Here is a 22255-nt window from a genome sequence, read left to right on the forward strand (position 1 = left end):
CCGTCGGCGCCCACCGCGACGACGGCCGCGCCGAGGAGGTAGCCCGCCGGCAGCCAGTCGACGACGCGACACAGCGTCCGGACCGCCGCGGCCGCGGCGTCCGGGCGGCCGCCGGCGTCGGTGACGACGGTCAGGCCGAGCAGGCGCTTGCCGAGCGTCCGGCCGGCGAGCGCCTCCAGCCCCGCGAAGTAGCCGAACCAGACGACGGTGCCGACGCCGACGAGCAGCGACGGCTCCACCCGCCCGAACACCGCCAGCGGGACGCCGGCGACCGCCGCGAGGAGGGCGACGAGCGCGTGGTCGACGGCGGCGGCGACCGCTCTCCGGCCGAGCGTGCGGAGGTCCGCGCCGTTCGGTGGGGGCGGGCTGGACACGGTTCGCGCGTCGGACGGCCGCGAGAAAAGTCCTCCGGGGAGCGGGCCGACGCGCCCGTACGACCGCCGTTACTCCGCTTTCACGACGACGGTGTCGGCTACGATGTCGCCGATACGCTGGTTGTCGTCGGTGAGGAAGATGAGGATGAGCGCGACGAGATACGGGATGACGATCCCGAGTTGGTCGACGATCCGGAGGAGGTTCCGGACGGTGGCGGAGCCGTAGTCGCAGGCGCTGCCGTCCTCGTGGACCACCACGATGTCCAGCAGGCGCTTGCCGGGGGTCTGGCCGGACTTCCCCTCGAAGTAGATGAAGTAGCCGAACTGGAGGAGGAGTCCGACCAGCCCGGCGACGAGCAGACCGGCGCCGAACACGCCACGGCTCCCGAACCCGGCGCCGAGCAGGCCGAAGACGAGCGCCAGCGCGAAGACGACGACGCCGATCACCACCGTGTCGACGATGTACGCCAGGATTCGCGCGCCGATCACGTCACCCTCGGTTCCCATCCGCGGCTGTGGTCGAGCCATGCGGGGTCGGTTAGTTGTCGGTCTCAAAAGCGTTCCGACGCGGTCGGCGCTCCCCGCGGGTCGAGAGCCGTCACGCGGGTGACCCTCCGGTACAGTCAAACGCCGCGAACGCGAACCGTGTGACATGAGCACACAGGAGCGGGAGGAGCGGACGGTCCGCTGTCTCATCGCCAAGGTGGGGCTCGACGGACACGACCGGGGGGCGCACGTCATCTCCCGGGCGTTCCGCGACGCCGGCTTCGAGGTGGTCTACTCGGGGCTCCACCGCGCGCCCGAGGAGATCGTTCAGGCGGCCGTCCAGGAGGACGTGGACGTGCTCGGCATCTCGATCCTCTCGGGGGCGCACAACACGCTCGTCCCGAAGGTGATCGAGGGGCTCGAGGAGTACGGCGCGTTCGACGACACCCTGATCCTCGTCGGCGGGATCGTCCCCGACGAGGACCGCGAGAAGCTACTGGAGATGGGTGTCGCCGCCGTGTTCGGACCCGGCACGCCGATGTCGGAGACGGTCGAGTTCGTCCGCGAGCACGCGCCCGACCGCCGATGACGCCCGGCGACTCCGACGGCGAGACGACCGAGCGGGACGGGGCGTCGACGGCGAGCGGCGCGGCCGGAACCGAACGCGATACCGGCGGCGACGGCCGCGACGCCGACCTGGTCGACGCGCTCCTCGACGGCGAGCACCGCGCGCTCGCGCGCGTCATCTCGAAGATCGAGAACCGCGCGCCGGGCTACCGCGACATCGTCTCGCGGCTCCACGAGCACACGGGGAGCGCGTCGGTGGTGGGCGTCACCGGGTCGCCCGGCGCGGGCAAGTCGACGCTGGTGGACAAACTCGCGCGGGCGTACCGCGACCGCGGCGAGACCGTCGGCGTGATCGCGGTCGACCCCTCCTCGCCGTACACCGGCGGCGCGGTGCTGGGCGACCGCATCCGGATGGCGTCGAACGCGGGCGACATGGACGTGTTCTTCCGGTCGATGTCCGCCCGGGGGACGCTCGGCGGTCTCTCGACGGCGACCGCCGACGCGGTGAAGGCGCTCGACGCGTTCGGCAAGGACCGCGTCGTGATCGAGACGGTCGGCGCGGGCCAAAACGAGGTGGAGGTGGTGCGCACCGCCGACACCGTCGCGGTGTTGGTCCAGCCCGGCTCCGGCGACGACGTCCAGATGCTGAAGGCGGGCATCCTCGAGATAGGCGACGTGTTCGTGGTCAACAAGGCCGACATGGACGGCGCGGGCCGGACGGTCGCCGACCTCCGCGAGATGCTCCACATGCGCGACGGCGACGCGAGCGGCGTCGGCGCGGCTGCGGGCCACCACGGCGTCGACGGGGACGGCCGCGGGGCCGACGCGAACGGCGCCGCCGGCTCCGACGGTCCCGTCGGCGCCGCGGGCGACGCCGACCGACCCGACGACGCGACCGACGACGACTGGGACCCCGAGGTGCTCGAGACCGTCGCCACCGACGGCGAGGGGGTCGGGGAGCTGCTCGACACGCTCGACGCCCACCGGGCGTGGCTGGAGTCGTCCGGGCGGCTGGCCGACCGGGAGCGCGAGCGCCACGCGGCGGAGATCAGACACCTCCTCCGGAGCGACGCCGCCGCGCTCCTCGAACGCGAACTCGACGCGCGCGGCGGGGTCGACGCGCTCGCCGAACGGGTGCGCGCCCGCGAGACCGACCCCTACGCGGTCGCCGACGAGGTGCTGGCCCCGCTGGCCGACTGCGTCGGCGAGGGGCGCGAGACGGGCGACCGTTCGGGCGACGAGTGACCGACGGTCCCGGGTCGGCCCCCGCCGGCGGGTCCGTCGTCGCCGGGTCGCCGGGTCCGTGCCACCCGAACTAAGTCGTCCGGGACCGAACCGCACGACATGCGACCGAAGTCAGTTCTCAAGTCGACGCTCGCGGCGACGGCGGCGGGTGCGGTCGGGACGCTGGCGGCGACGCGCGCGCTCCGCCGGAGGGCCGGCCACCTCGAAGCCCCGCTGGCCGGCCAACAGGAGGCGTACCGCTGGCGCGGGATGGAGGTGGCGTACGCCGAACGCGGCGAGGAGAACGACGAGACGCTCGTCTTCCTCCACGGGATGAACGCCGCCGGGTCGGCCGGCGAGTGGCGCGAGGTGTTCACCGACCTCGGCGAGCAGTACCACGTCGTCGCGCCCGACTTCCCCGGCTTCGGCCGGTCGGACCGCCCGCCGCTGCGCTACTCGGCGGCGCTGTACGAGGACTTCGTCCGCGACTTCGTCTCGGAGTTCGACGACGCCCACGTGGTCGCCTCCTCGCTGACGGCCGCGTACGTCGCGGCGGTCGCCGACGACCTCGCCCTCTCGGGGCTCACGCTGGTCTGTCCGACCGGGACCGCCGGCCCCGAACCGCCCAAGACGTGGCTCCGTGAACTCCTCCGCGCGCCGGTCGCGGGCGACGCCGCCTTCGGTCTGCTGACGACCCGCGCGGGCATCCGCTACTTCAACGCCGACCACGGCTACTGGGACCCCGAGAAGGCGGGCGACGACTGGTCCGACTACGAGTGGCGGACCACCCACCAGCGGAACGCCAAGTTCGCGCCCGCGTCGTTCGTCTCGGGCCACCTCAACAGCGATATCGACCTCGGGAGCGCGCTCGCCGCCCTCGACGCGCCGGTGACGGTCGTCTGGGGGCGGGAGGCCGACCTCCCGCCGCTATCGGCGGGCCGCGACCTCGCCGAGACGGCGGACGCCGAACTCGTCGTCTTCGACGACGCGATGCTGCTGCCGCACGTCGAGTTCGGTCCCCAGTTCGCGGCGCTGGTGCGCGGCGACCTGCCCGACGGCCGGTCGGTGACGGTCGAACAGGAGTCGGGGTCGGAGCCGTAGCGACCCGGACGGAATCGGCTCACCCCGCGTCCGTGGGTCCCCGGGGCCCGAGTCACCTCACCGCGGGTCGAAGACGACCCGCCGGCGGGACCCGCCGTCGGTTCCCTCTCTCGGGTCGGTCGCCGTCGCGCCGACCGCCAGTCCGACGTCGACCGCGTCGGCGTCGACGCCGCGGACGACGCCGGTGAGCCGGACCGGCCCGAAGTCGGCTATCGCGGTCACGTACGGCGTCTCGTCGGCGAACGCGGGCGCGGCGACGTGGAGTTCCGAGAACGTGACCACCTCGCCCGCCTCGGGGAGCGGTTCCTCCGAGAGGTCGCGCGACTCACAGTCGGGGCAGACCCGCCGGGGCGGGAGCGAGCCGTGGCCGTTCGAGCACGCGAGGTAGAACCCCTGGCCGGCCGCGAGCGCCTCGACCCACTCGTCGTAGCCCGTGGCGCGCGGCGGGCCGCCCCCGCCCCCGTCTGCCCCCCCGCCGGAGCCGCTCACTCGACCACCTCCAGCACGTGGACCACCGCACTCGCGACGGTGCCGCCCGCGTTGTGGGTGACGCCGACGGTGGCGTCGGACGCGGCGTCGCTGTTGGGGTGGTCGCCGCGCAGCAGGCGCGTCAACTCGGCTATCTGGGAGCCGCCCGTCGCGCCGACCGGGTGCCCCTTCGCCTTCAGCCCGCCCGAGAGGTTCACGGGCACCGCGCCGTCGCGCGTCGTCTCGCCCCGCCGGGCGGCGCCGACCGCCTCCCCCGGTTCGTACAGCCCGAGCGACTCGAGCGCGAACACCTCCGCGACGGTGAAACAGTCGTGGACCTCCGCCACCCCGACGTCGGCGGGACCGACGCCCGCGTCGGCGTACGCCGCCTCGGCCGCGCGGTCGGCGGCGGGCGTCCGCGCGAGCTGTGCGCGGTCCTGGAGCGCCATCCGGTCTGCGCCCTGTCCGGTGCCGGTGACCGCGACGGGGGCGTCCAGATCGTTGTCGTCGGCGTACGCCTCCGAGACGAGCACGACCGCGCTCGCGCCGTCGGTGATGGGACACGCGTCGTACAGCGACAGCGGCGAGGCCACCGTCGGCGAGTCGAGCGCCTGCTCGACGGTTATCTCGCGCTGGTACTGGGCGTACTCGTTGTCGAGGGCGTTGGCGTGGTTCTTGACCGCGACGTGCGCGAGGTCCTCCCGGCTCCCGCCGTACGCCTCGAAGTACGCCCGCGCCATCAGCGCGTACGCGCCGGGGAAGGTGACGCCCGCGCGCACCTCGAACAGTTCGTCGGCGGCGACCGCGAGCGCCTCCGTCACCTCCGGCGTCGGGAGGTTGGTCATCCGCTCCATCCCGCCCGCGACGAGCACGTCCGCCTCGCCGGCGCGGATCGTTTGGACCGCGGCGCGGACCGCCACTCCGGCGGAGGCGCACGCCTCCTCGTAGCGCGTCGCCGGACACCGCAGGCCCGCCGCCTCCGCCACGAGCGGCGCCTGGTGGCCCTGCCGCTCGGCGAGCGCGCCCATGAAGTTGCCGTAGTCGAGTCCCTCCACGTCGCCCGCGGCGACGCCCGCGTCGTCGAGCGCCGCGAGCGCCGCCTCCGCGAACAGGTCCCTGCCGGTCCGGCCGGCGTGTGCGCCGAAGGGAGTCAGCCCGACGCCCGCGACCCGGACTCCGCTCGCGCGGCTCATGTGGGGGAGGAGCACGCGAGCGGCCATAGACCTGCCGGCGCGGCGGCGGCACTACGGAACGGCGAGAGCGCGGGAGAAGCCGGAGTCGGTGTCGGTCGTCGGCGACCGGGTTACCGGACGAGGAGGTCCTCGCCGCGTTCGACGACGATCCGGCAGGGCGGCGACATCTTGTTGTACGCCCGACGGAACGCCTCCTTGGCCGCGGTGGCGTCGTCGACGTCGACGTAGGCGGTGAAGATGTTCTCGCCGGCGCCGACGCGGGCGGCGGTGCCGACGGGCTTGCCGAACGCCTGGCGCATCCCGTCGGAGACGCGGTCCGCGCCCGCGCCGGTCGCCTGCTTGTTCTCCCGGAGCACCTGGTGGGGGAACTTCCGGAGCACCATCTTGTAGTTACCCTCGCCGAGTTCCTTCAGGAGGTGGCGGTTGGCCGACAGCCGCGCGGACTCCAACGAGCCGTGGCGGATCTGGAGGTCCTCCTCGCTCCGCAGCGAGATCTCGACGGGGTAGTCGTCGGGGTCGGCCTTTAGGTCGCCCATGTTGTGCTGTGCGATCTTCGAGCCCGGGATCCCCGTGATGTACTCGCGACGGGTGTACGACGGCTTGTCGATGTTCCGATACATCGACGCGGGTTTGTCGGACATGGTTACTTAGCGGGAGAACGGCGGTCCGGCGAATAAACCCTGCGTTTTGACTCCCGGCGTGCGGGGGGCCGTCAGAGTCGCTCGCTACGTCCGCTCGTCCGCGCCGCTCCCGTCGGTCGCCGCGGCGTCGCCGTCCCCCCGGCCGACGCCCTCGGAGGCTCCCGCGGCGCCCGACCCGTCCGACTCGGCGGCGTCCGGAGCGTCGGCCGCGCCCGCGGCGTCGTCGGGCGGGTCGACCGCGACGTGGCCTAACCCCTCCTCGGCCAACAGGTCGCGCGCCCGGTCGGTGATCGAAGGGGCGACCAGCACCCCCCGGACGGCGACGCCGTCGGGTTCCTCGCGTTCGACCGCACCGACGTAGCGGGCGAGTTGGCCCACCGCGTCCGGGCCGACCCGCCGGCGTTTGAGTTCGACGACCAGCGGGTTGCCGTCGGCGTCCGTCCCGAACACGTCGACCGGACCCGCCGCGGTCTCGCGTTCGGTCGCGGCCGGCTCGAACCCGTCTTCGACCAGCGACGGCTCCTCGACGACCCGCTGTTTGAGGTCGGCCTCGCTCCCAACGACGTCGACGCCGCGCCCGCCGGTCACGGGGTAGGACGCGAGATGCGAGACGGACGTGAAGCGCACGTCGAGCGTCTCGTCGGGCGAGGTGCGACTGCTCCGCACGCGGAGGCGGCCGTCGCGGACGGCGGCGCGGTGTTCGCTCCCCGGCGGCTGCCAGTTGACCGGCGTGCGGCCCTCGTCGGTGTGGACGAGCGCCGACCCGTCGGGTTTCAACACGAGCAGGCGCGCGCCCTCCCCGAGCGAGGAGGCGGCGCGCCCGTCGTACTCGACGGTGCAGGCGCCGAAGACGGTCACCATGTCGCCGCGGTCGAACGCCGCCTCCAGTTCCCACAGCGTCTCGCGGTGGCTCGGGTCGTGGAGGCTGACCGGACTCACGTTCTGGCGTTGGCCGTCGGCGGTGATAAGCCGTCTGCCGCCCCCGCCCGCCGAGTGGGGAGGGACGTGCGGGACGCTGTCCGGTCGTGAAAGAGGAGAGAAACCGTAGTTCGTCGTCGCGTCGGACGCGGCGGCCTTACAGGCGCTCGAGGTTCGTCGCGCGCGGACCCTTCGGGGCCTGCTCGATGTCGAACTCGACTTCCTGCCCCTCTTCGAGGTCGGGGCCGCCGATGTCCTCCATGTGGAAGAACACGTCCTCGTCCGAATCGTCCGTCTCGATGAAACCGTAGCCGCCCGTGTCGTTGAAGAAGTCAACTTTCCCAGTTGCCATACCGGTCAGAGCGGACGACGCCGTATAATCCTTGCGAGACCGGACGCGGCGCGTGAGACGGTGACGATGCCCGGATCGCCCGCAGAGTGGGTCGAGACCGGTTCCCGCCCGCGGTCCGGCGTGCGGACGAGCGACCCCGAGGGCCCCCTCACCGAGGCTTCCCCGTCGCGAAGCGCCCGACTCAGGTCTCTCCGCTGGAGGTAGTCGGCGTCGTCCGGAGTGTCGGCGTCCACAGGCCGTCGAAAACGCAGTCGATCGGCAATCTATTATCTATTCCGATAATTGGTTGATCACGTCTAAGTATCGGTAGACGGAGGAGTGAGTATGAGCGTCACCCGGGAGAGTTCGGTCGGCGAGAAGTACAGGCGGAGCGTCGAGGTGTTCGACGGGGAGGGCCTGAGCGGGCTAGCCGCGAGGGCGAACAAGTACCTGTACCACAACTACTACCGGCCCGTACAGACGCGGCTGACCGTCCGGCAGGGGACGATGGAACTCGACGTGAACGGTGTTCGGGGTCGATTCGACGTCTCGTCGGCGGCGAAAGCGAACGCGGTGTTGTACGCACGGGGGAACGAGCGGCGGCTGCTGGCCGACCTGCTCGGCGAACTCGAACCCGACGACACGGTCGTCGACGTCGGCGCCAACATCGGGATCGTCTCCTGTCTCGCCGCCGAAGCCGTGACCGACGGCCGCGTGGCCGCGGTCGAACCGTTCGGGCCGAACGTCGCGGCGCTCCACCGGAACCTCGAACTCAACGACGCCGCTGTCACGGTGGTCGAGTCGGTCCTCTCGGACGAACCCGGACTCGTGGAGTTCGCGTCGCCCGTCGACGAGGTCTGCGGGGTCGCCGCCATCGACCCCGCCGACTCGTGCGACGCGCAGGTCCGCGCGGAACGCGGCGACGAACTGGTCCGGCGCGGCGACCTCCCCGCCCCGTCCGTCGTCAAGATCGACGTGGAGGGCGCCGAGCCGCTGGTGATCGACGGGCTGGAGCGGACGCTCGGCGACGACGACTGCCGACTCGTCTACTGTGAGGTCCACCACGACAGCTCGAACCGGCCGTCGTCGGACGACTTCGGCGCGTCGTACGACGCCGTCGTCGGCCGTCTCGAGTCGCTCGGGTTCGACGTGTCCGTGCTCGTCGAACGCGAAACCGAGACCCACCTCAAGGCGGAGAGGCCGGTCCGGTAGCGGTCGACGACGCGTTCGCCTACGCGGTGACGAAGCGACGAGGTCGTCCGACCGACCGGTCGCTCGGACGCGAACGCGGGAGACCGGACGTTGCGCGACCGGGAGCGTGCGCGCGTATTCGGTTCCTCGGTCCCGCCGCCGTCGCTACTCCCGACCGCCCTTGTACCGCTCCTCGACGATCCGGTCGCCGTCGGGCGACTCGACGAAGACGGTCTCCCCGCGGGTCGCCCAGACGGGGTCGTCGGCGCCCCAGTAGCGGTCAGCGTCGGTGTCCTCGCCGTCGCCGGCGTGGAGTGTGACGCGGGCGCCGGGGTCGAGCGTCAGGTCGTCGAACTCGTAGCGGCTCCCCGCCTCGTTGTGGACCGCCACGCCCGACAGGTCGAGCGGTCGTTCGCTCGCGTTCTCGAACGTGACGTACTCGTCGGACCCCGGGTCGAGGCTCCCGCCGGCCTCCCTGATCTCGTCGACGACGAGTCCCTCGTACCCCGTGCCGGTCGCGTCCGCCTCGTTCCGGGTGGTACTCGTGCCCGGCGTCGCGGACTCGGGGTCGGTCGGCGACTCGGCGCGGTCGCTCGACGCCACCGGTTCGCCCTCGCCCGTGTCGCTCACGGGACCGAAGTCGCCGGCGGCGTCGGGGTCGTCGACGTTCCGCGCCGCGGCCGCGCGGTCGTCGATCGAGTCGCGGTCGACGACCGCCCACGGCTGGTTCGACCCGGTCGTCCCCTCGGCAGTCCCGGACGCCTGATAGAGGAACGCCTTCCCCTCGGCGTCGAAGCGGGCGAAGAACGCGTCCCACGACGACCCGTCGCCTACCCCCGCGTCGGGGTCGCGTTCGAGTCGGAGGCTGTCGGTCCCGTCGCCCTCGTCGACCACGGGGCGGACGCCACGCACGTCGGCCCAATCGCGGATCAGTCGGTGGTTCGTCGTCCACCACTGCTCGCGCTCGCGAGTGTCGTCGACCATGGGCGCCCTTCGTCCCCTCGCGCGTTAGGCGCTTGGGCCGGCAGGGGCAACGTCCCGCGGGCGGACGACGCTCGTGGGCGGAGTGGAGGCGGCCGCACGGAGCGGCGTGGCCCGCTCACTCCCCCGCGAGCGTCGGGCGCGTGTACCACCACGCCCAGAGGACCAACGCGCCCTGCAGCGGGAGGCGGAGCCACGCCGCCGCGCGTGCGACGCCCGCCGCCCGGTCGGGGACCATCTCGGCCGCGATATCGTGGGTCGCCATGTAGACGTTCGCCGGGAACACCGCGACCAGGAGCGCGACCAGTCCCCACGCGGAGACCCGGCGCGTCCGGCGGACCGCAACGCCCACCCCGAGGACGACTTCGGCGACGCCCGAGAGGTACACCAGCGCGAGCGGTCGGGGGAACGACGGCGGGACGACCCGCTCGTACGCCCCGGGGACGAGGAAGTGAGTTACGCCCGCGACCGTATAGAAGAGGCTCATGACGTACAGCAGCGGCCGCTCGAGTCGGGTCGGGCTGTCGCGCATCTCCTCGCGGGGACGGGGCGGCGCTCCAAGAGCGTTTCCCACGGCCCCACGGCACGCGCGCCCGCCGACGCGCGCGTCGGGTGTCGCCGGCGTCGTGTTGGCGCCGGCGTCGTGTTGTGGCGCCGGCGTCGTGTTGGCGCCGGCGACGGCGCTGTCGGCGCCGCTCGCGTCGTCGCCGCTCACTCCCCGCCGACCCACGCGGGCGTGACGACGCCCGGCCGGTCGAGGCGGAGACGGTCGCCCACCTCCACCTCCTCGATCACGTGCGGGTAGTCGAACGTCGTCGCCGCCGTCTTGAGCGCGCCGGGGTCGGCCTGGATCGACCGCCAGCGCCGCCAGTGCGTCGGGACGAGGCGGTCGATGCCGACGGCGTTCGCCGCGTCGATCACGTCCTGTGCGTCGTTGTACAGTTTCCGTCGGACCGGCTCGCCGTCGTCGCCCGGCAGGCGGCCGGTGGTGCCGTACGAGAGCATGCCGAGGTCGACGTCGAACTCGTCGCCGACCGCCTCGAACGCCTCACAGGGGCGGTTGTCGCCGCCGTGGAAGATCGTCCCCTCGGGCGTCTCGATCACGTAGGTGACGCTTCCGTCCGCGTCGGGGTCGCGCCCGCCGCGGACGTGGACGGTCAGGTCGCCGACCGCGTAGCTGTCGCCGGGGTCGACCGGGACCCGCCGGTCGTCGGGGACGCCGCTCACGTCGTGGTTCTCGTAACACTCGGGGGGCGCGTGGACCGACCCGCCGTGGTCGAGCAGCGGCCCGAACGAGGGGGGCCAGAAGTGGTCGCGGTGGTCGTGGGTGCAGAACACCGCGTCACAGGCGCTCGCCCACCCCGGCTCCATCGGCACCGGGGGCATCCGGGCGACGTGTTCGCGGTCCCGTTCGGTGCTGAAGTACGGGTCGATGTAGACGGTGGTCTCGGGCGTCCGGACCGCCCACCCGGTCACGCCGAGGAACCACATCGAGACGCCCTCGACCGCGGCGCCTTCGAGTTCCTCGCGGATCCACCACTCGCCCCAGTCGCTGGTGATGGTCATCGGCCTCCTCCCCGTCCGCCGCCGGTTGCGCCGCGGTGGTTCACGGGTGAGCAGTTCACACACCCGTCGGTAAAGGTTCCGACGCGACCCGTGGGTCGCTCGTTCGCTGTGTCGGACGCAGAAACGTGCCGCCTCCCGGATTTGAACCGAAACCGGACGTGCTCGCTTCGCTGCGCGCGTCTGGTAGGGTTCAGAATTCGTTCGGCGTCGTTTCTTCGGCTACTCACTCCGTTCGTAGCCGCAGAATATGCCGCCTCCCGGATTTGAACCGGGGACAGCTCGATCTTCAGTCGAGTGCTCTCCCAGTCTGAGCTAAGGCGGCGCGTCTCGAACGAGCCGCGCGGGTGAAAAAAGGATTTCGAAACCCGTCCGCCGTCGCCGACTCAGATCACGTCGCGGCGTTCGGTGAACGTCCGCGTCACGTCGGCCGACTCCACCGTCGTCCGGATCGTGATCCAACCGTCGTTCTGCTGGACCGACAGCGCCGCGCCGAAGCCGAGGCTCACGCGCTTGGTCGCGGTGGTCGTCGCCCCCGCGTCGAGGCGTCCGACCGCCTCGCGCCCCCGCCAGACCCGCGCGTCGGCGTCGGTGGTGTTGCCCGCGAATATCCGGGTGCGGACCACGACGTCCTCGGCGGCCTGTCGGCGGTTGTTCGTCAACTCGACGGTCACGTCCCGGCAGGTCCGCCCGCAGTTCTCTATCGCCGCGACGCTGAACGTGTACGGCGGCCGGTCCGCGTCGCCGCCGTCACCGCTCCCGCCACCCCCGCCGCCACCGGTACCGCTCCCTCCACCGCCACCGGTACCGCCGCTCCCCCCACCGCCGCCGGACCCGCCCGACCCGCCGGAGGGCGAGGGGCTGGCGGTCGCGGTGGGAACGTCGCCGGTCCCCGCGTCGGTGCCGCCGAACGGTCCGACGCCGACGACGAACGCGGCGACGCCGCAGGCGACGACGACGATAGCGACGGCGACGACGGCGCGTCTCCCGCCGAACTGCGGCTCTCCCTCCGTGGGCATACGACCCGACACAGTGTCCGCGCGGGCAAAGATATGCTGTCTTCGCACGCAGCCCCGCGGTCGCCGGGGGAGAAGCCAGTGGCTACCGCGGTATCGGTCCACATAGTTATACGGACTGCCACACCATTCGGCCCATGGCCGAGGCACCCGCCGACCTCGACCCCGTCTCGATGTTCTCGCTCCTCGGCGACGAGACGCGTCTGGCGGTCCTACAGGCGCTGTACGACGAGACGCGGGGTCGGGGGACCGGCCGGGGCGCCGTCGCCTACTCGACGCTACGCGAGGCGGTGGGCGAACCCGACAGCGGGCGGTTCAACTATCATCTGACGCAGCTCACCGGCCACTTCGTCGAGAAGTTGCGCGGCGGCTACGCGCTCCGCGCTCCGGGCCGGGAGGTGGTGCGCGTCCTGCGCGCGGGGACGCTCACCCAGTCGCCGAGGGTCGACCCCGTCGGGACGGGCCGCGTCTGCCCGCGGTGTGGCGGGCAGGTCCGTCTGTCGTACGCCAACGAACACGTGTTCGTCCACTGCGCCGACTGCGTCGGCCTACTGGAGTTCGACTACGTCCCCGACGGCACGCTCCTCGCCGTCTCGTTTCCGCCCGCGGGCGCGAACGCCCGCGACCCGTCGACGCTGCTCGCGCCGGCGACGCTCGGGTACGAACGTCGCCTCCAGACGATGACCGACGGGCTCTGTCCGGACTGCGGCGGCGTCGCGACGCCGAGCGTCCGCCGGTGTGAGTGCCACCGCCAGACCGGGTCGACCACCTGCGACCGGTGTCACACCGGGTTCGAGGCGCTGGTGGAACTGTCGTGTGAGACGTGCGAGCGCCGTCGGGTCGCCCCACCGGCGTTCGCGTTCACCCACCGCGACCCGGTCCGGGAGGCGCTCTCGGCCGCCAACGCCGACGGCGACGCCTGGCGGCGGTACGTGACGGTGGTCGACTGGCCGACTCGCGTCCGCCGCGCCGACGGGGGCACCCCGGAGGTGGTGTACGCCCCGCCCGACGACCGCGAGGTCGTCGTCGCCGCCGACGGGTCGGTCCGCAGGGAGGCGCCGTCGCCGCCCGACGAACTCGGCGCGCACCTCAGCGAGTGAGCCGGAGCGGACGGTAACGGGTCGTTACCGCGTCACTCCTCGGGGTCGGTCTCGACGGGCGCGGCGACGTCCCAGCCGTCGTCGGGGACGACCGCGTCGGCGTCCACCTCGATCAGCAGGTCGTCGAACGCCAGCGACTCGACTTCGACCAGCGTGCTCGCGGGGTAGTGCTCGGGGTCGAAGAACTCGTCGCGCACCTCGTGGACGGTGACGAACTCCTCGTCGGCCACGCTGTCGACGTACACCCGGACGCGCACGATGTCGTCCATCCCCCCGCCGAGTTCCGCGAGGTAGCTCTCGATGGTCTCGAGGACGGTCCGCGTCTGCGTCTCCACGTCGCCGACGCCGACGACGTTCTCCTCGTCGTCGAGGGCGACGACACCCGAGAGGAACACCCGGGTGTAGCCGTCCATCCCGACCGCGACGCCGTTCGAGTGGACCAGCCCGTCCACCTCGCTGTCGTCGAACGCGTCCAACTGCTCGCCCACGCCGGGGTCGATGACGGTCTTTCTCACTCCGTGTCGGTCTCGCCGCTCGTACATCACCGTTTCGCACGGGGTGGCGGTCTCGGGACCGAAACGCCGGACGAGCGGCGTCCGGCCGTCACCGCCGCGCGACCAGTTCGACCCGCGTGAGCGAGACGGCGACCAGCACCATCCCCACCGCCACGAGCAGGAAGACGACGCTGATGACGTTCACCTCGGGCGTGACGTCGTACCGGATCTGGTTCCAGATGTACACCGGGAGCGTCGGCGCGCCCGACCCCTTCACGAAGTAGGTGAAGACGAACTCGTTGAACGACATGGTGAACGCGAGCAGGCTCCCGGCGACGATGCCGGGGAGGATGTTGGGGAGGGTGACCTGCCGGAACGTCCCGAACTCGTCGGCGCCCAGGTCCTTCGACGCCTCCTCCAGCCCGCGGTCGAACGTCAGCATCGTCGGGAGGATGACCAGCGTGGCGAACGGCAGCGTCCGGATCACGTGTGCGAGCACCGTCGAGACGTAGCCGGGCAGCCCGAGCGTGCCGTCGAAGAACAGCACCATCGCCACGCCCGTCACCACCAGCGGGACGACGATGGGGAGCGTCGCGAGCAACTGGAGCGCGTCCCGGCCGGGGAACGCGTACCGGTCGACGGCGTACGCGATCATCGTCGCGAGGGTGACGGTGACCACCGTCGCGGGCAGCGAGATGGTGAGCGTGGTCACGATGGCTTCGAGCGCGGCGTCGTTCGAGAGGAACGCGCCGTACCACCGCAGGGTGAGTTCCTCGGGCGGGAACGACAGCACGCCCCCGTCGGCGAACGACATGAACACGAGCACCGCGATGGGCACCCAGAGGAACGCCACCACGAGCGCGGTCACGGCCGCGGCCAGCCGCGAGGCGTGCGCGTGCGCGAACCGCTCGACGGGCCGCGAGAGTCGGTCGAGCGGGCTCACGCCTCCTCACCCCCAGAGCCGAGCAGGCCGCCGCCGAGCCGCGTCCCCGCGAGCAGCAACAGCACCACCACCGCCGAGATGATCATCCCGATGGCGGCGCCGAACGGCCAGTTGAACGCGCTCTTGAACTGGTTCTCGATCACCATCCCGATCATGATGTTGCTGGTCCCCCCCAGGAGCCGGGGCGTGACGAACGAGCCGAACGTCGGGATGAACACCAGGATGACGCCCGTGATCACGCCGTTGACCGTCATGGGGAGCGTGACCGAGCGGAACGTCCGGATCGGTCCCGCACCCAGGTCCTTCGACGCCTCGATCAGCGCCGGGTTCAGGTTGGTCAACGACGCGTAGAACGGCAACACGGCCAGCGGGAGCCAGACGTACGTGAACCCGATGATCACGGCGGGCTCGCTGTACAACAGCCCCACCGCGGGCAGGCCGAGCAGTTCGAGCGTCGAGTCGAGCACGCCGTCGCTCTGGAGGATGTTGATCCACGCGTACATCCGGATGATGTAGCTGGTCCAGAAGGGGAGGATGACCAACAGCAGCAGCGCGGTCGTCCGTTTCGAGAACCGGACGATGCTGTACGCCAGCGAGTAGCCGACCACGGTGACGATGGCCGTCACCTGCACGCTGACGACGAACGTCTTCCAGACCACCGTGAGGTACGTCGACGAGGTCACGAACCCCGTGTAGTTCGACAGCGTCCACGCGCCGCCGATCTCGCCGGTCTGAAACGAGATGACGACCATCGCGACCAGCGGGACCGCGAAGAACAGCAACAGCACCGCGTACGGCGGGCCGGCGACCGCGAGCGTCCGCAGCCGCGGCCGGTCGCGGAGGTACGCCGTCAGCCCGCCCAGCCGCCCGTCGCGGGCCGCCGCCCCGTCCGCGCGGGTCGACCCCGTCGACCCCGAACCCTCGGCCACGGGGTCAGCCCCCCGCTCCCGGCCCGGTCTCGGCCTCGGGTCCGGATCCGGACTCCGCACCCGCCGCCCCGGTCCCGGTGGCCGCGTCGCGTTCGTAGAGGTGGACGTCCGCGCCGTCCCACGCGACGGTGACCGCGTCGTCGACGTCGAACGAACCGGTCCGCACCTCCGCGGAGACCGGCCCCCACCGCTCGGTCTCGACGGCGTACAGCGAGTCGCTCCCCTGGTAGCTCCGGCTCCGCACCGTCCCCGGCGACGAGAACGTCCCCGCCACCCGGTCGGCGTCTGTGTCCGTACCGGCGTCCGCGTCGGTATCCGTGCCGGCGGCCACGGCCGCGTCGGCCTCGGTGTCGCCGGCCGGCGGCTCGGCGGTGACGCGCACCAGATACGGCCGGACGCAGACGTCGACGGCGTCGCCCGCCGCCACGTCGGGCGAGCGCTCGCGCGGGACCCCGACCGGCCCGGAGCCGGCGTCGACCACGACCCGGTCGGTCTCGACCGCCTCGACTCGCGCCTCGACGGCGTTGACGTCGCCGATGAAGTCCGCGACGAACTTGTTCGCGGGCGCCTCGTACAACTGTTCGACCGGGCCGACCTGCTGGATCCGGCCGTCGTCGAGCACGATCAGCCGGTCGGACACCGCGAGCGCCACCTCCTGGTCGTGGGTGACGTAGAGGAACGTGGTGTTCGTCTCCGCTTGGATCCGCTGGAGTTCCCCCTGCATGTGCTGGCGGAGCTTGCGGTCCAGGCTGGAGAGCGGTTCGTCGAACAGCACGAGCGCCGGCTCGTTCACGAGCGCGCGCGCGAGCGCGACCCGCTGCTGTTCGCCGCCCGACAGTTCCGCGGGGTTGCGGTCGCCGTACCCCTCCAATCGCACCATCTCAAGCATCCGCTCGGTCCGTTCGCGTCGCTCGTCGGCGGGGACGCCCCGCTGTTTGAGCCCGTAGCCGATGTTGTCGGCGACGGTGAGGTGGGGGAACAGCGCGAGGTCCTGAAACACCATGTTGACGTCGCGCTCGAACGGCGGCGACCCGACCACGTCGTCGCCGGCGAGCCGTATCTCGCCGTCGGTGGGCTGTTCGAACCCCGCGACCATCCGGAGGACGGTCGACTTGCCCGACCCGCTGGGGCCGAGGATCGAGACGAACTCGCCGTCCTCGACGTCGAACCCCGCGTCGTCGACCGCGGTGAGGTCGCCGAACTCCTTGGTCAGACTGCGGACGCGAAGCAGCGACATCCTACGCCGCCTTGACCGCGGTCCAGATCTCGTCGTACTGCGACCGGACCTCGTCCGAGAGCGTGGCCGAGAAGACGAGGTTCCACTCGTCGGGCCAGTCGACGAACTCGGCGTCCTCCTCCGAGAGCTGGTCGGTGATGTCGACCGCGGGCAGGTAGCCCATCGTCTCGAACAGCCGGGAGGCGTTCTCGGGCTGGCTGGCCCAGTTGGTGAACTGGAGGCTCGCCATCGGATTGGGCGCCCCCCGCGGGATGACGAACAGGTCGCTGGTGTACATCGCCCCCTCCTCGGGTGCGGTGTAGTGGACGGGCGCCCCCTCGCCGAACCGCGCGGTGTACGTCCGGCCCATCGTGAGCGGACCCGCGACCACGTCCTCGTTGACGAACAGGCTCATGCCCTGCTGGTAGTCGCCCCAGTAGGTGCGCAACAGCGGCTTCTGTTGGATCAGCACCTCCCGGATCTCGTCGAAGTCGTCGGGGTCGATCGGGTCCTGGCCGGTGTACATCGCCGCTATCTGACACGAGACGGTGGCGTTGTCCCACATGCACAGCTCCCCCTCGTGTTCGTCGTCCCAGAGGACGCCCCACGAGGTGGGTGCGGAGTCGAAGTACTCGTCGTTGTACGTCAGCGGGTACAACACCAACGCCTCCGGGACGGCGTAGACGCTGCCGTCCTGCTGGTAGGAACTCGCCTGCTTGACCCGGTCGGTGATGTTCTCCCAGGCGGGCATCACGTCGACCGGGAGTTCGTGGAGGAAGTCGTTCTCGATCGAGCGTTCGACCCAGTTGGTCGTGGCGGCGATGTTGTCTATCTCGGAGTTGTCCGCCTCCAACTGCGAGTACCACTGGTCGGGCGAGGAGTAGCCCGTGTTGCTCACGCTCACGTCGAACTCCTCCTCGAACGCCCCGCTGGCCCACTCGACCCAGCTGTCGTACCAGTTCCACATGTTCAACTGCGAGCCGATGTCCTCGGGCGGCCACTCGGCGACGTCCATCGGGACGCGGTCGTCGCCGCCGCCACCGCCGCCGAGACAGCCCGCGGCCGACGCGGTGATCCCCGCCGCCGCGGCGCCTTCGAGGAACCGCCGGCGGTTCAACGCCGGCGGGTCGGACCGCTCACGCATCCCGCTCACCCCGGAAGGGACCCTCTCCCGTCCCGCGGTCGTGGTGATGTGCCATGCGATACTCACTCTAGGTGGGGGAGATAAGAGTGTCGGATGGGTTCCCGCCGCGGCGGCCGAACCGAACGCTCGACCCGCAGTTCCCGATCGGTTCGGCGCCGCGTTCGCCCGTCGGTAGACGTTCGGTCGGCGTTCGCGACGTCGACCGGAGGATTACCCCAACACCGACCCCTATGGTCCCCCCGGGGTGTAGTCGGGGTATGACAGTCCGAGACGCGGACGCGTTCGACGAACCGGTCGGGAGCCGGCGGGTGCGCGGCATGAACGAGTCGGTCATCCGCGAGATGACCCGCGAGGCCCGCCGCCACGACGCGGTCAACCTCTCGCAGGGCATCCCCGACGAGGACGAGACCCCCGCGTCGGTCAAGCGCGCGGCGAAGGAGGCCATCGACACGTCGAGCCAGTACACCATCACGTGGGGGCTGCCCGAACTCCGCGAGGCGGTCGCCGAGCGGTACGCCGACTGGAAGGGCGTCGCGTACGACCCCGAGACGGAGGTGACGGTGACCTGCGGCACCAGCGAGGCTATCATGTCGACGCTGCTGTCGCTGTGCGACCCCGGCGACGGCGTCGTCTACTTCGAGCCGACGTACGAGAGCTACATCCCCGGCGTCCAGTTCGCCGAGGGCCGGCCGCTCCCGCTGGACATCACCGACGGCCTCGCCGTCGAGGAGGAACCGCTCCGGGCGGCCGCACGCGACGCCTCCGTTCTGATCTTGAACCACCCCCAGAACCCCACGGGGAAGGTGTTCACGCCCGCCGAACTCGACCTGATCGCCGACGTGGCCGTCGCGGAGGACCTGGTCGTGATCACCGACGAGATATACGAGCACATCGTCTACGCCGACCACTACCGCAGCCCCGTCACCGTCGACGGCCTCGCCGAGCGAACCGTCGTCTGTACGGGCATGTCGAAGACGTTCTCGGTCACGGGCTGGCGCGTCGGCTTCGCGCTCGCGCCCGAACCGCTGTCGGCGGAGCTCCGGAAGTTCCACGACTACACCAGCATCTGCGCGCCCACGCCGTTCCAGCGCGCGGGCGTCGAGGCGCTCTCGCTGCCCGACGACTACTACGACGACCTCTCCGACTCGTACGAGCGGCGTCGCGAGCGGCTGTACGACGGGCTGCGCTCGGTGGGGCTCGACCCCGTGAAACCCGACGGCGCCTACTACATGCTGACCCGCTACCCGACCGACGAACCGGACACCGAGTTCACCCTGCGGCTGATCCGCGAGGCGGGCGTCGCCGCCGTCCCCGGGAGCAGTTTCTACACCGACGAGGGCGAGGACTGGGTCCGGTTCACCTTCTCGCGCAACCGCGACACCATCGACGAGGCGCTCACCCGCCTCGACGAGAACCGCTTCTGGTAGCTGACGCGGCGACGGCCCGACGCCGGAGACGACGCGGCGTCACGACAGCAGTCGCCGGGCGGCGTCCGCGACGACGCCGCCCGCCGTCGACACCTCCGGCCACGCGATGCTCTCGTTGGGGAAGTGCGCCTCGTCGATGTCGCCCGGGCCGAAGAGGACGGTCGGTATCCCGGCGTGGATGTAGTGCCGGGAGTCCGCGCCGTACGTCTCGCCGACCGGTTCCCCCTCGACCCCCGCGGCGGCCATCGCCTCGCGGAGCGCCCCCACGACCGCCGCGTCGGGGTCGGTCTCGCCGGGCGTGAACTGGATGGCGGTCCGCTCGAACGTCGGCGGGTGCGCCGAGAGCCACTCGCTGTCGGCGACCACCTCGGCCAACCGCTCGTCGTACTCCGCCTCCACCTCCTCGAGCGTCTCGCCCGGCGCGACCCCGATCCGCACGTCCGCGTCGAGCGACGCGGGCACCGACGAGGGCCACGACCCCGCGCGGACCACGCCCACGTTGACCGGCCACGGCGAGTCGAACCGCTCGTACAGCGGGTGGCGGACCCGTTCCGCTCGTTCGGCCTCCAGTCGCTCGAACGCCCGTCGAATCCGCTCGAAGTGCGGGAGGACGGACTCGCCGTTCCACCGGCGCGCGGCGTGCGCCGACCGGCCGTCGACGTGGAGCCGCTTCATCACGCTCCCCTCGGTGGCGACCACGGGGGTCAGCCCCGTCGGCTCGGCGACCAGCGCGGCGTCGCGGTCGAACGGGTACGGGTTGTCGAGCGCCGCCGTCGCGGCGCCGACGCCGCCCTCCTCCTCGCCGACGACGCTCTCGACTACCACCCGACCGTCCAGGCCCGACGCCTCGCCCGCCTCGGCCGCGTCCATCAGCAGTCTAGCGGCGAAGACGCACGCGCTCAGCCCGGCTTTCATGTCCGCCGCGCCCCGAGCGGTCAGCGTCTCCTCGCCGTCTTCCTCGCCCCACACTGGGTCGAACGGGTCGGTCTCCCACAGCGTCTCGTCGGCGGGCACCACGTCGACGTGGCCGTTCAGTACGACCGTCGGCCCGGCGTCGGGGTCGCCGAACTCGACGGCGCCCGCGACGCTCGGCCGATCTTCGACCTGTATCTCCGCGGGGTCGTCGGGGAACTCGGGGTGGACCGCGAGCGCCTCGGCGTCGGCGGCCCACTCGTACGTCTCGAAGCCGAACGCCTCGAACCGTTCGCGGAGCCACTCCTGGGCGGCGAGTTCCCCCCCGCCGGTGGTGTCGAACTCGATCAGCGACTCCACGAACGTCCGCAACTCCTCGTCGTACTCGGAGAACTCGGGCATCTATCGCGTTGTTGCTCCGAGAATCGACACAAAAACGTGTCGGTGGCGGCGGCCGAACGGGAGGAGTCGGTCTCTACTCCCGCTCCTCCGGCGGTTCGTCGGTGTCCGTCTCGTGGATCCGCACCGTCACGATTCGGGCCCCCTCGACGCTCGTCACCTCGGCGACGTGACCGGTGATTTCGACGCTGTCACCGACTTCCGGCGTGCGGTTGAGTCGTTCGAGCACCAGTCCGCCGATGGTCTCTACCTCATCGCTCTCGAAGCCCGCACCGAGAGCGTCGTTGAGTCTCGACAACGGAACCCCTCCGTCGACGTCGTACCCCCCGTCGTCGCGCGGGCGAATCGAGGGTTCGCGCTCGTCGAGGTCGAACTCGTCTCGGAGGTCCCCGACGAGGGCCTCGACGATGTCTTCGACCGTCGCCATCCCCTCGAACGCTCCCCACTCGTCGATGACCGCGGCCACCTGTTGGCGGTCCTCCCTGAACTGCCGCAGGAGGTCGCCGATCGTCATCGTCTCCGGGACGACGAGAATCTCGCGGGCGACGTCGCCGACTACCTCGGCGTCCCCGTCGCCCACCTCCGCTCGCAACACGTCCTTGACGTCGACGAATCCGACGACTTGGTCCCCGTCGTCGGCGTCGAGAACCGGGTAGCGCGTGTGGCCCGCCTCGAAGACGATGGACTCGAGCTCCGACAGCGCGGCGTCCTCCGGAACGCTCACCACGTCCGGTCGCGGAACCATGACCTCCCGCACCACGATATCGTCGAGATCGAACACGCGCTCGATCATCTTCACCTCGGCCACGTCGATGTCTCCCTCTTCGCCGGATCGAGCGAGTACCCGGAGGAGTTCCCGTTCGCCGAGCGTCTCGTCCGACTCGGAGGCGGACGGCACGCCGAGCGACCGCGTGAACGCGTTTGCCGCCCCGTTGAAGACGACGATCCCCGGATAGAGGAGGTAGTAGAAGAGTTTCATCGGCGGAGCGAGGAACAGCGAGAGTCGCTCGGTCTGGGCGATCGCGAGCGTCTTCGGCGCGAGTTCGCCGAAGACGACGTGGAGGAACGTGATGATACCGAAGCCGATAGCGAAGGCGACGAGGTGGAGCGTCGTCTCGGGGAGAATCGGAGCCAGTACGGGTTCTATGAGCGCCGCCACGGCGGGTTCGCCGACCCACCCCAGCCCCAGCGACGCGATGGTGATGCCGAGCTGCGTCGTCGCGAGGTAGTTGTCGAGGTTCGTCATCACCCCCTGGAGCGCCCCCGAGCCGGGTCGCCCCTCCGCGGCGAGCTGTTCGACCGACGTTCCCCGGATCCGGACGAACGCGAACTCCGAAGCGACGAAAAAGCCGTTCAGAACCACGAGAAACAGCGCGACGACGACCTGTCCCACCGAGAGCGCGACGTCTACCATCGGCGCTCCCGAGACGTGCCGTCGTTCGCTCGTAGCGTGTTCACACCGGTTCCTCTCGTTCCATCTACTAAAACCATCTAAATACGCCGCGGACGGTGGCCCGCCGTCGTCGGCGAAGCGGAGAAGAACGCGTACGAGATACGTTCCACGCCGTCCAGCCGATGCGGGCTCGTCGCGTCCGCTCACTCCGTTCGCTCCGCTCCTCGCGGTGGCGGCGTCAGAA

Annotated in this window: 24 protein-coding genes and 1 tRNA gene; 6 read left to right on the forward strand and 19 right to left on the reverse strand. The window is 71.2% G+C overall.

The window, feature by feature from the left end; translation table 11 throughout:
* A partial coding sequence (locus tag K933_RS04255) for an RDD family protein (protein ID WP_023393456.1) occupies nt 1-374 on the reverse strand: 374 nt, incomplete at its 3' end.
* A gap of 69 nt (nt 375-443) precedes the next feature.
* A complete protein-coding gene (locus K933_RS04260; RefSeq protein WP_049947589.1) occupies nt 444-902 on the reverse strand; it encodes an RDD family protein in 459 nt (152 codons plus the stop codon).
* Between the two features lie 124 nt (nt 903-1026).
* On the opposite strand from K933_RS04260, the gene K933_RS04265 reads away from it, so the two are divergent.
* The 3 genes from K933_RS04265 (at nt 1027) to K933_RS04275 (ending at nt 3752) form a co-directional block, all read left to right on the forward strand.
* The gene (locus K933_RS04265) at nt 1027-1449 is read left to right on the forward strand and encodes a cobalamin B12-binding domain-containing protein (protein ID WP_023393458.1); all 423 of its coding nucleotides are present in this window, start codon (nt 1027-1029) and stop codon (nt 1447-1449) included.
* Nucleotides 1446-2672: a methylmalonyl Co-A mutase-associated GTPase MeaB gene (meaB, locus tag K933_RS04270; protein WP_023393459.1), complete on the forward strand. Its 1227-nt coding sequence runs from the start codon at nt 1446-1448 to the stop codon at nt 2670-2672. Before K933_RS04265 ends, meaB begins: the two co-directional genes overlap by 4 nt.
* 99 nt (nt 2673-2771) lie before the next feature.
* The gene (locus tag K933_RS04275; protein WP_023393460.1) at nt 2772-3752 is read left to right on the forward strand and encodes an alpha/beta fold hydrolase; all 981 of its coding nucleotides are present in this window, start codon (nt 2772-2774) and stop codon (nt 3750-3752) included.
* Between the two features lie 57 nt (nt 3753-3809).
* Here the strand turns inward: K933_RS04275 and K933_RS04280 are convergent, their stop codons facing one another.
* From K933_RS04280 to K933_RS04300, 5 genes are all read right to left on the reverse strand, one after another.
* Nucleotides 3810-4241, reverse strand: a complete 432-nt coding sequence (locus K933_RS04280; RefSeq protein WP_023393461.1) for a Zn-ribbon domain-containing OB-fold protein — start codon at nt 4239-4241, stop codon at nt 3810-3812.
* Complete coding sequence (locus K933_RS04285) at nt 4238-5413, reverse strand: thiolase C-terminal domain-containing protein (protein WP_049947590.1); 1176 nt, start codon at nt 5411-5413, stop codon at nt 4238-4240. Before K933_RS04285 ends, K933_RS04280 begins: the two co-directional genes overlap by 4 nt.
* Before the next feature lie 110 nt (nt 5414-5523).
* Nucleotides 5524-6054: a 50S ribosomal protein L16 gene (locus K933_RS04290; RefSeq protein WP_023393463.1), complete on the reverse strand. Its 531-nt coding sequence runs from the start codon at nt 6052-6054 to the stop codon at nt 5524-5526.
* Between the two features lie 84 nt (nt 6055-6138).
* On the reverse strand, nt 6139-6993 hold the full coding sequence (gene nucS, locus K933_RS04295) for an endonuclease NucS (RefSeq protein ID WP_023393464.1): 855 nt from the start codon (nt 6991-6993) through the stop codon (nt 6139-6141).
* A gap of 136 nt (nt 6994-7129) precedes the next feature.
* Nucleotides 7130-7324, reverse strand: coding sequence for a cold-shock protein (locus K933_RS04300; RefSeq protein WP_023393465.1), 195 nt, complete (start codon nt 7322-7324; stop codon nt 7130-7132).
* A gap of 324 nt (nt 7325-7648) precedes the next feature.
* Here K933_RS04300 and K933_RS04305 point away from each other — a divergent pair, with 324 nt between their 5' ends.
* A complete protein-coding gene (locus K933_RS04305) occupies nt 7649-8515 on the forward strand; it encodes an FkbM family methyltransferase (RefSeq protein WP_023393466.1) in 867 nt (288 codons plus the stop codon).
* A 144-nt stretch (nt 8516-8659) separates the two neighbouring features.
* On the opposite strand, the gene K933_RS04310 is transcribed toward K933_RS04305, so the two are convergent.
* The 5 genes from K933_RS04310 to K933_RS18590 all read right to left on the reverse strand — a co-directional run bounded on the left by K933_RS04310 (nt 8660) and on the right by K933_RS18590 (nt 12057).
* Nucleotides 8660-9478 carry a lamin tail domain-containing protein gene (locus K933_RS04310; RefSeq protein WP_023393467.1) on the reverse strand — a complete coding sequence of 273 codons (819 nt, stop codon included), beginning with the start codon at nt 9476-9478 and terminating at the stop codon, nt 8660-8662.
* A 115-nt stretch (nt 9479-9593) separates the two neighbouring features.
* A complete protein-coding gene (locus K933_RS04315) occupies nt 9594-10007 on the reverse strand; it encodes a DoxX family protein (RefSeq protein WP_049947609.1) in 414 nt (137 codons plus the stop codon).
* A gap of 179 nt (nt 10008-10186) precedes the next feature.
* Complete coding sequence (locus K933_RS04320) at nt 10187-11041, reverse strand: MBL fold metallo-hydrolase (protein ID WP_023393469.1); 855 nt, start codon at nt 11039-11041, stop codon at nt 10187-10189.
* 248 nt (nt 11042-11289) lie between these two features.
* Nucleotides 11290-11363: transfer RNA gene (locus K933_RS04325), tRNA-Phe, on the reverse strand.
* 61 nt (nt 11364-11424) lie between these two features.
* Entirely contained in the window at nt 11425-12057 is a 633-nt protein-coding gene (locus K933_RS18590; protein ID WP_023393470.1) for a hypothetical protein, read from the reverse strand.
* A 134-nt stretch (nt 12058-12191) separates the two neighbouring features.
* Here K933_RS18590 and K933_RS04335 point away from each other — a divergent pair, with 134 nt between their 5' ends.
* Entirely contained in the window at nt 12192-13154 is a 963-nt protein-coding gene (locus K933_RS04335) for a DUF7351 domain-containing protein (protein WP_023393471.1), read from the forward strand.
* 32 nt (nt 13155-13186) lie between these two features.
* On the opposite strand, the gene K933_RS04340 is transcribed toward K933_RS04335, so the two are convergent.
* From K933_RS04340 to K933_RS04360, 5 genes are all read right to left on the reverse strand, one after another.
* Complete coding sequence (locus tag K933_RS04340) at nt 13187-13669, reverse strand: RidA family protein (RefSeq protein WP_161631403.1); 483 nt, start codon at nt 13667-13669, stop codon at nt 13187-13189.
* An 88-nt stretch (nt 13670-13757) separates the two neighbouring features.
* Nucleotides 13758-14591 carry an ABC transporter permease gene (locus K933_RS04345; RefSeq protein ID WP_023393473.1) on the reverse strand — a complete coding sequence of 278 codons (834 nt, stop codon included), beginning with the start codon at nt 14589-14591 and terminating at the stop codon, nt 13758-13760.
* Nucleotides 14588-15520, reverse strand: a complete 933-nt coding sequence (locus K933_RS04350; RefSeq protein WP_023393474.1) for an ABC transporter permease — start codon at nt 15518-15520, stop codon at nt 14588-14590. The genes K933_RS04345 and K933_RS04350 overlap by 4 nt, the downstream gene beginning before the upstream one ends.
* A gap of 4 nt (nt 15521-15524) precedes the next feature.
* Nucleotides 15525-16757: an ABC transporter ATP-binding protein gene (locus K933_RS04355; protein ID WP_023393475.1), complete on the reverse strand. Its 1233-nt coding sequence runs from the start codon at nt 16755-16757 to the stop codon at nt 15525-15527.
* A gap of 1 nt (nt 16758) precedes the next feature.
* Nucleotides 16759-17880 carry an ABC transporter substrate-binding protein gene (locus K933_RS04360; protein ID WP_023393476.1) on the reverse strand — a complete coding sequence of 374 codons (1122 nt, stop codon included), beginning with the start codon at nt 17878-17880 and terminating at the stop codon, nt 16759-16761.
* 317 nt (nt 17881-18197) lie between these two features.
* Here K933_RS04360 and K933_RS04365 point away from each other — a divergent pair, with 317 nt between their 5' ends.
* Entirely contained in the window at nt 18198-19307 is a 1110-nt protein-coding gene (locus tag K933_RS04365; protein ID WP_394295676.1) for a pyridoxal phosphate-dependent aminotransferase, read from the forward strand.
* Nucleotides 19308-19346: 39 nt separating this feature from the next.
* Here K933_RS04365 and K933_RS04370 read toward each other — a convergent pair whose 3' ends face one another.
* Both K933_RS04370 and K933_RS04375 read right to left on the reverse strand, forming a co-directional pair.
* A complete protein-coding gene (locus K933_RS04370; protein WP_023393478.1) occupies nt 19347-20621 on the reverse strand; it encodes a M20/M25/M40 family metallo-hydrolase in 1275 nt (424 codons plus the stop codon).
* Between the two features lie 73 nt (nt 20622-20694).
* A complete protein-coding gene (locus tag K933_RS04375) occupies nt 20695-22032 on the reverse strand; it encodes a hemolysin family protein (RefSeq protein WP_023393479.1) in 1338 nt (445 codons plus the stop codon).
* Nucleotides 22033-22255 lie beyond the last annotated feature (223 nt).

The organism is Candidatus Halobonum tyrrellensis G22 (assembly GCF_000495475.1).
GTDB lineage: Archaea > Halobacteriota > Halobacteria > Halobacteriales > Haloferacaceae > Halobonum > Halobonum tyrrellense.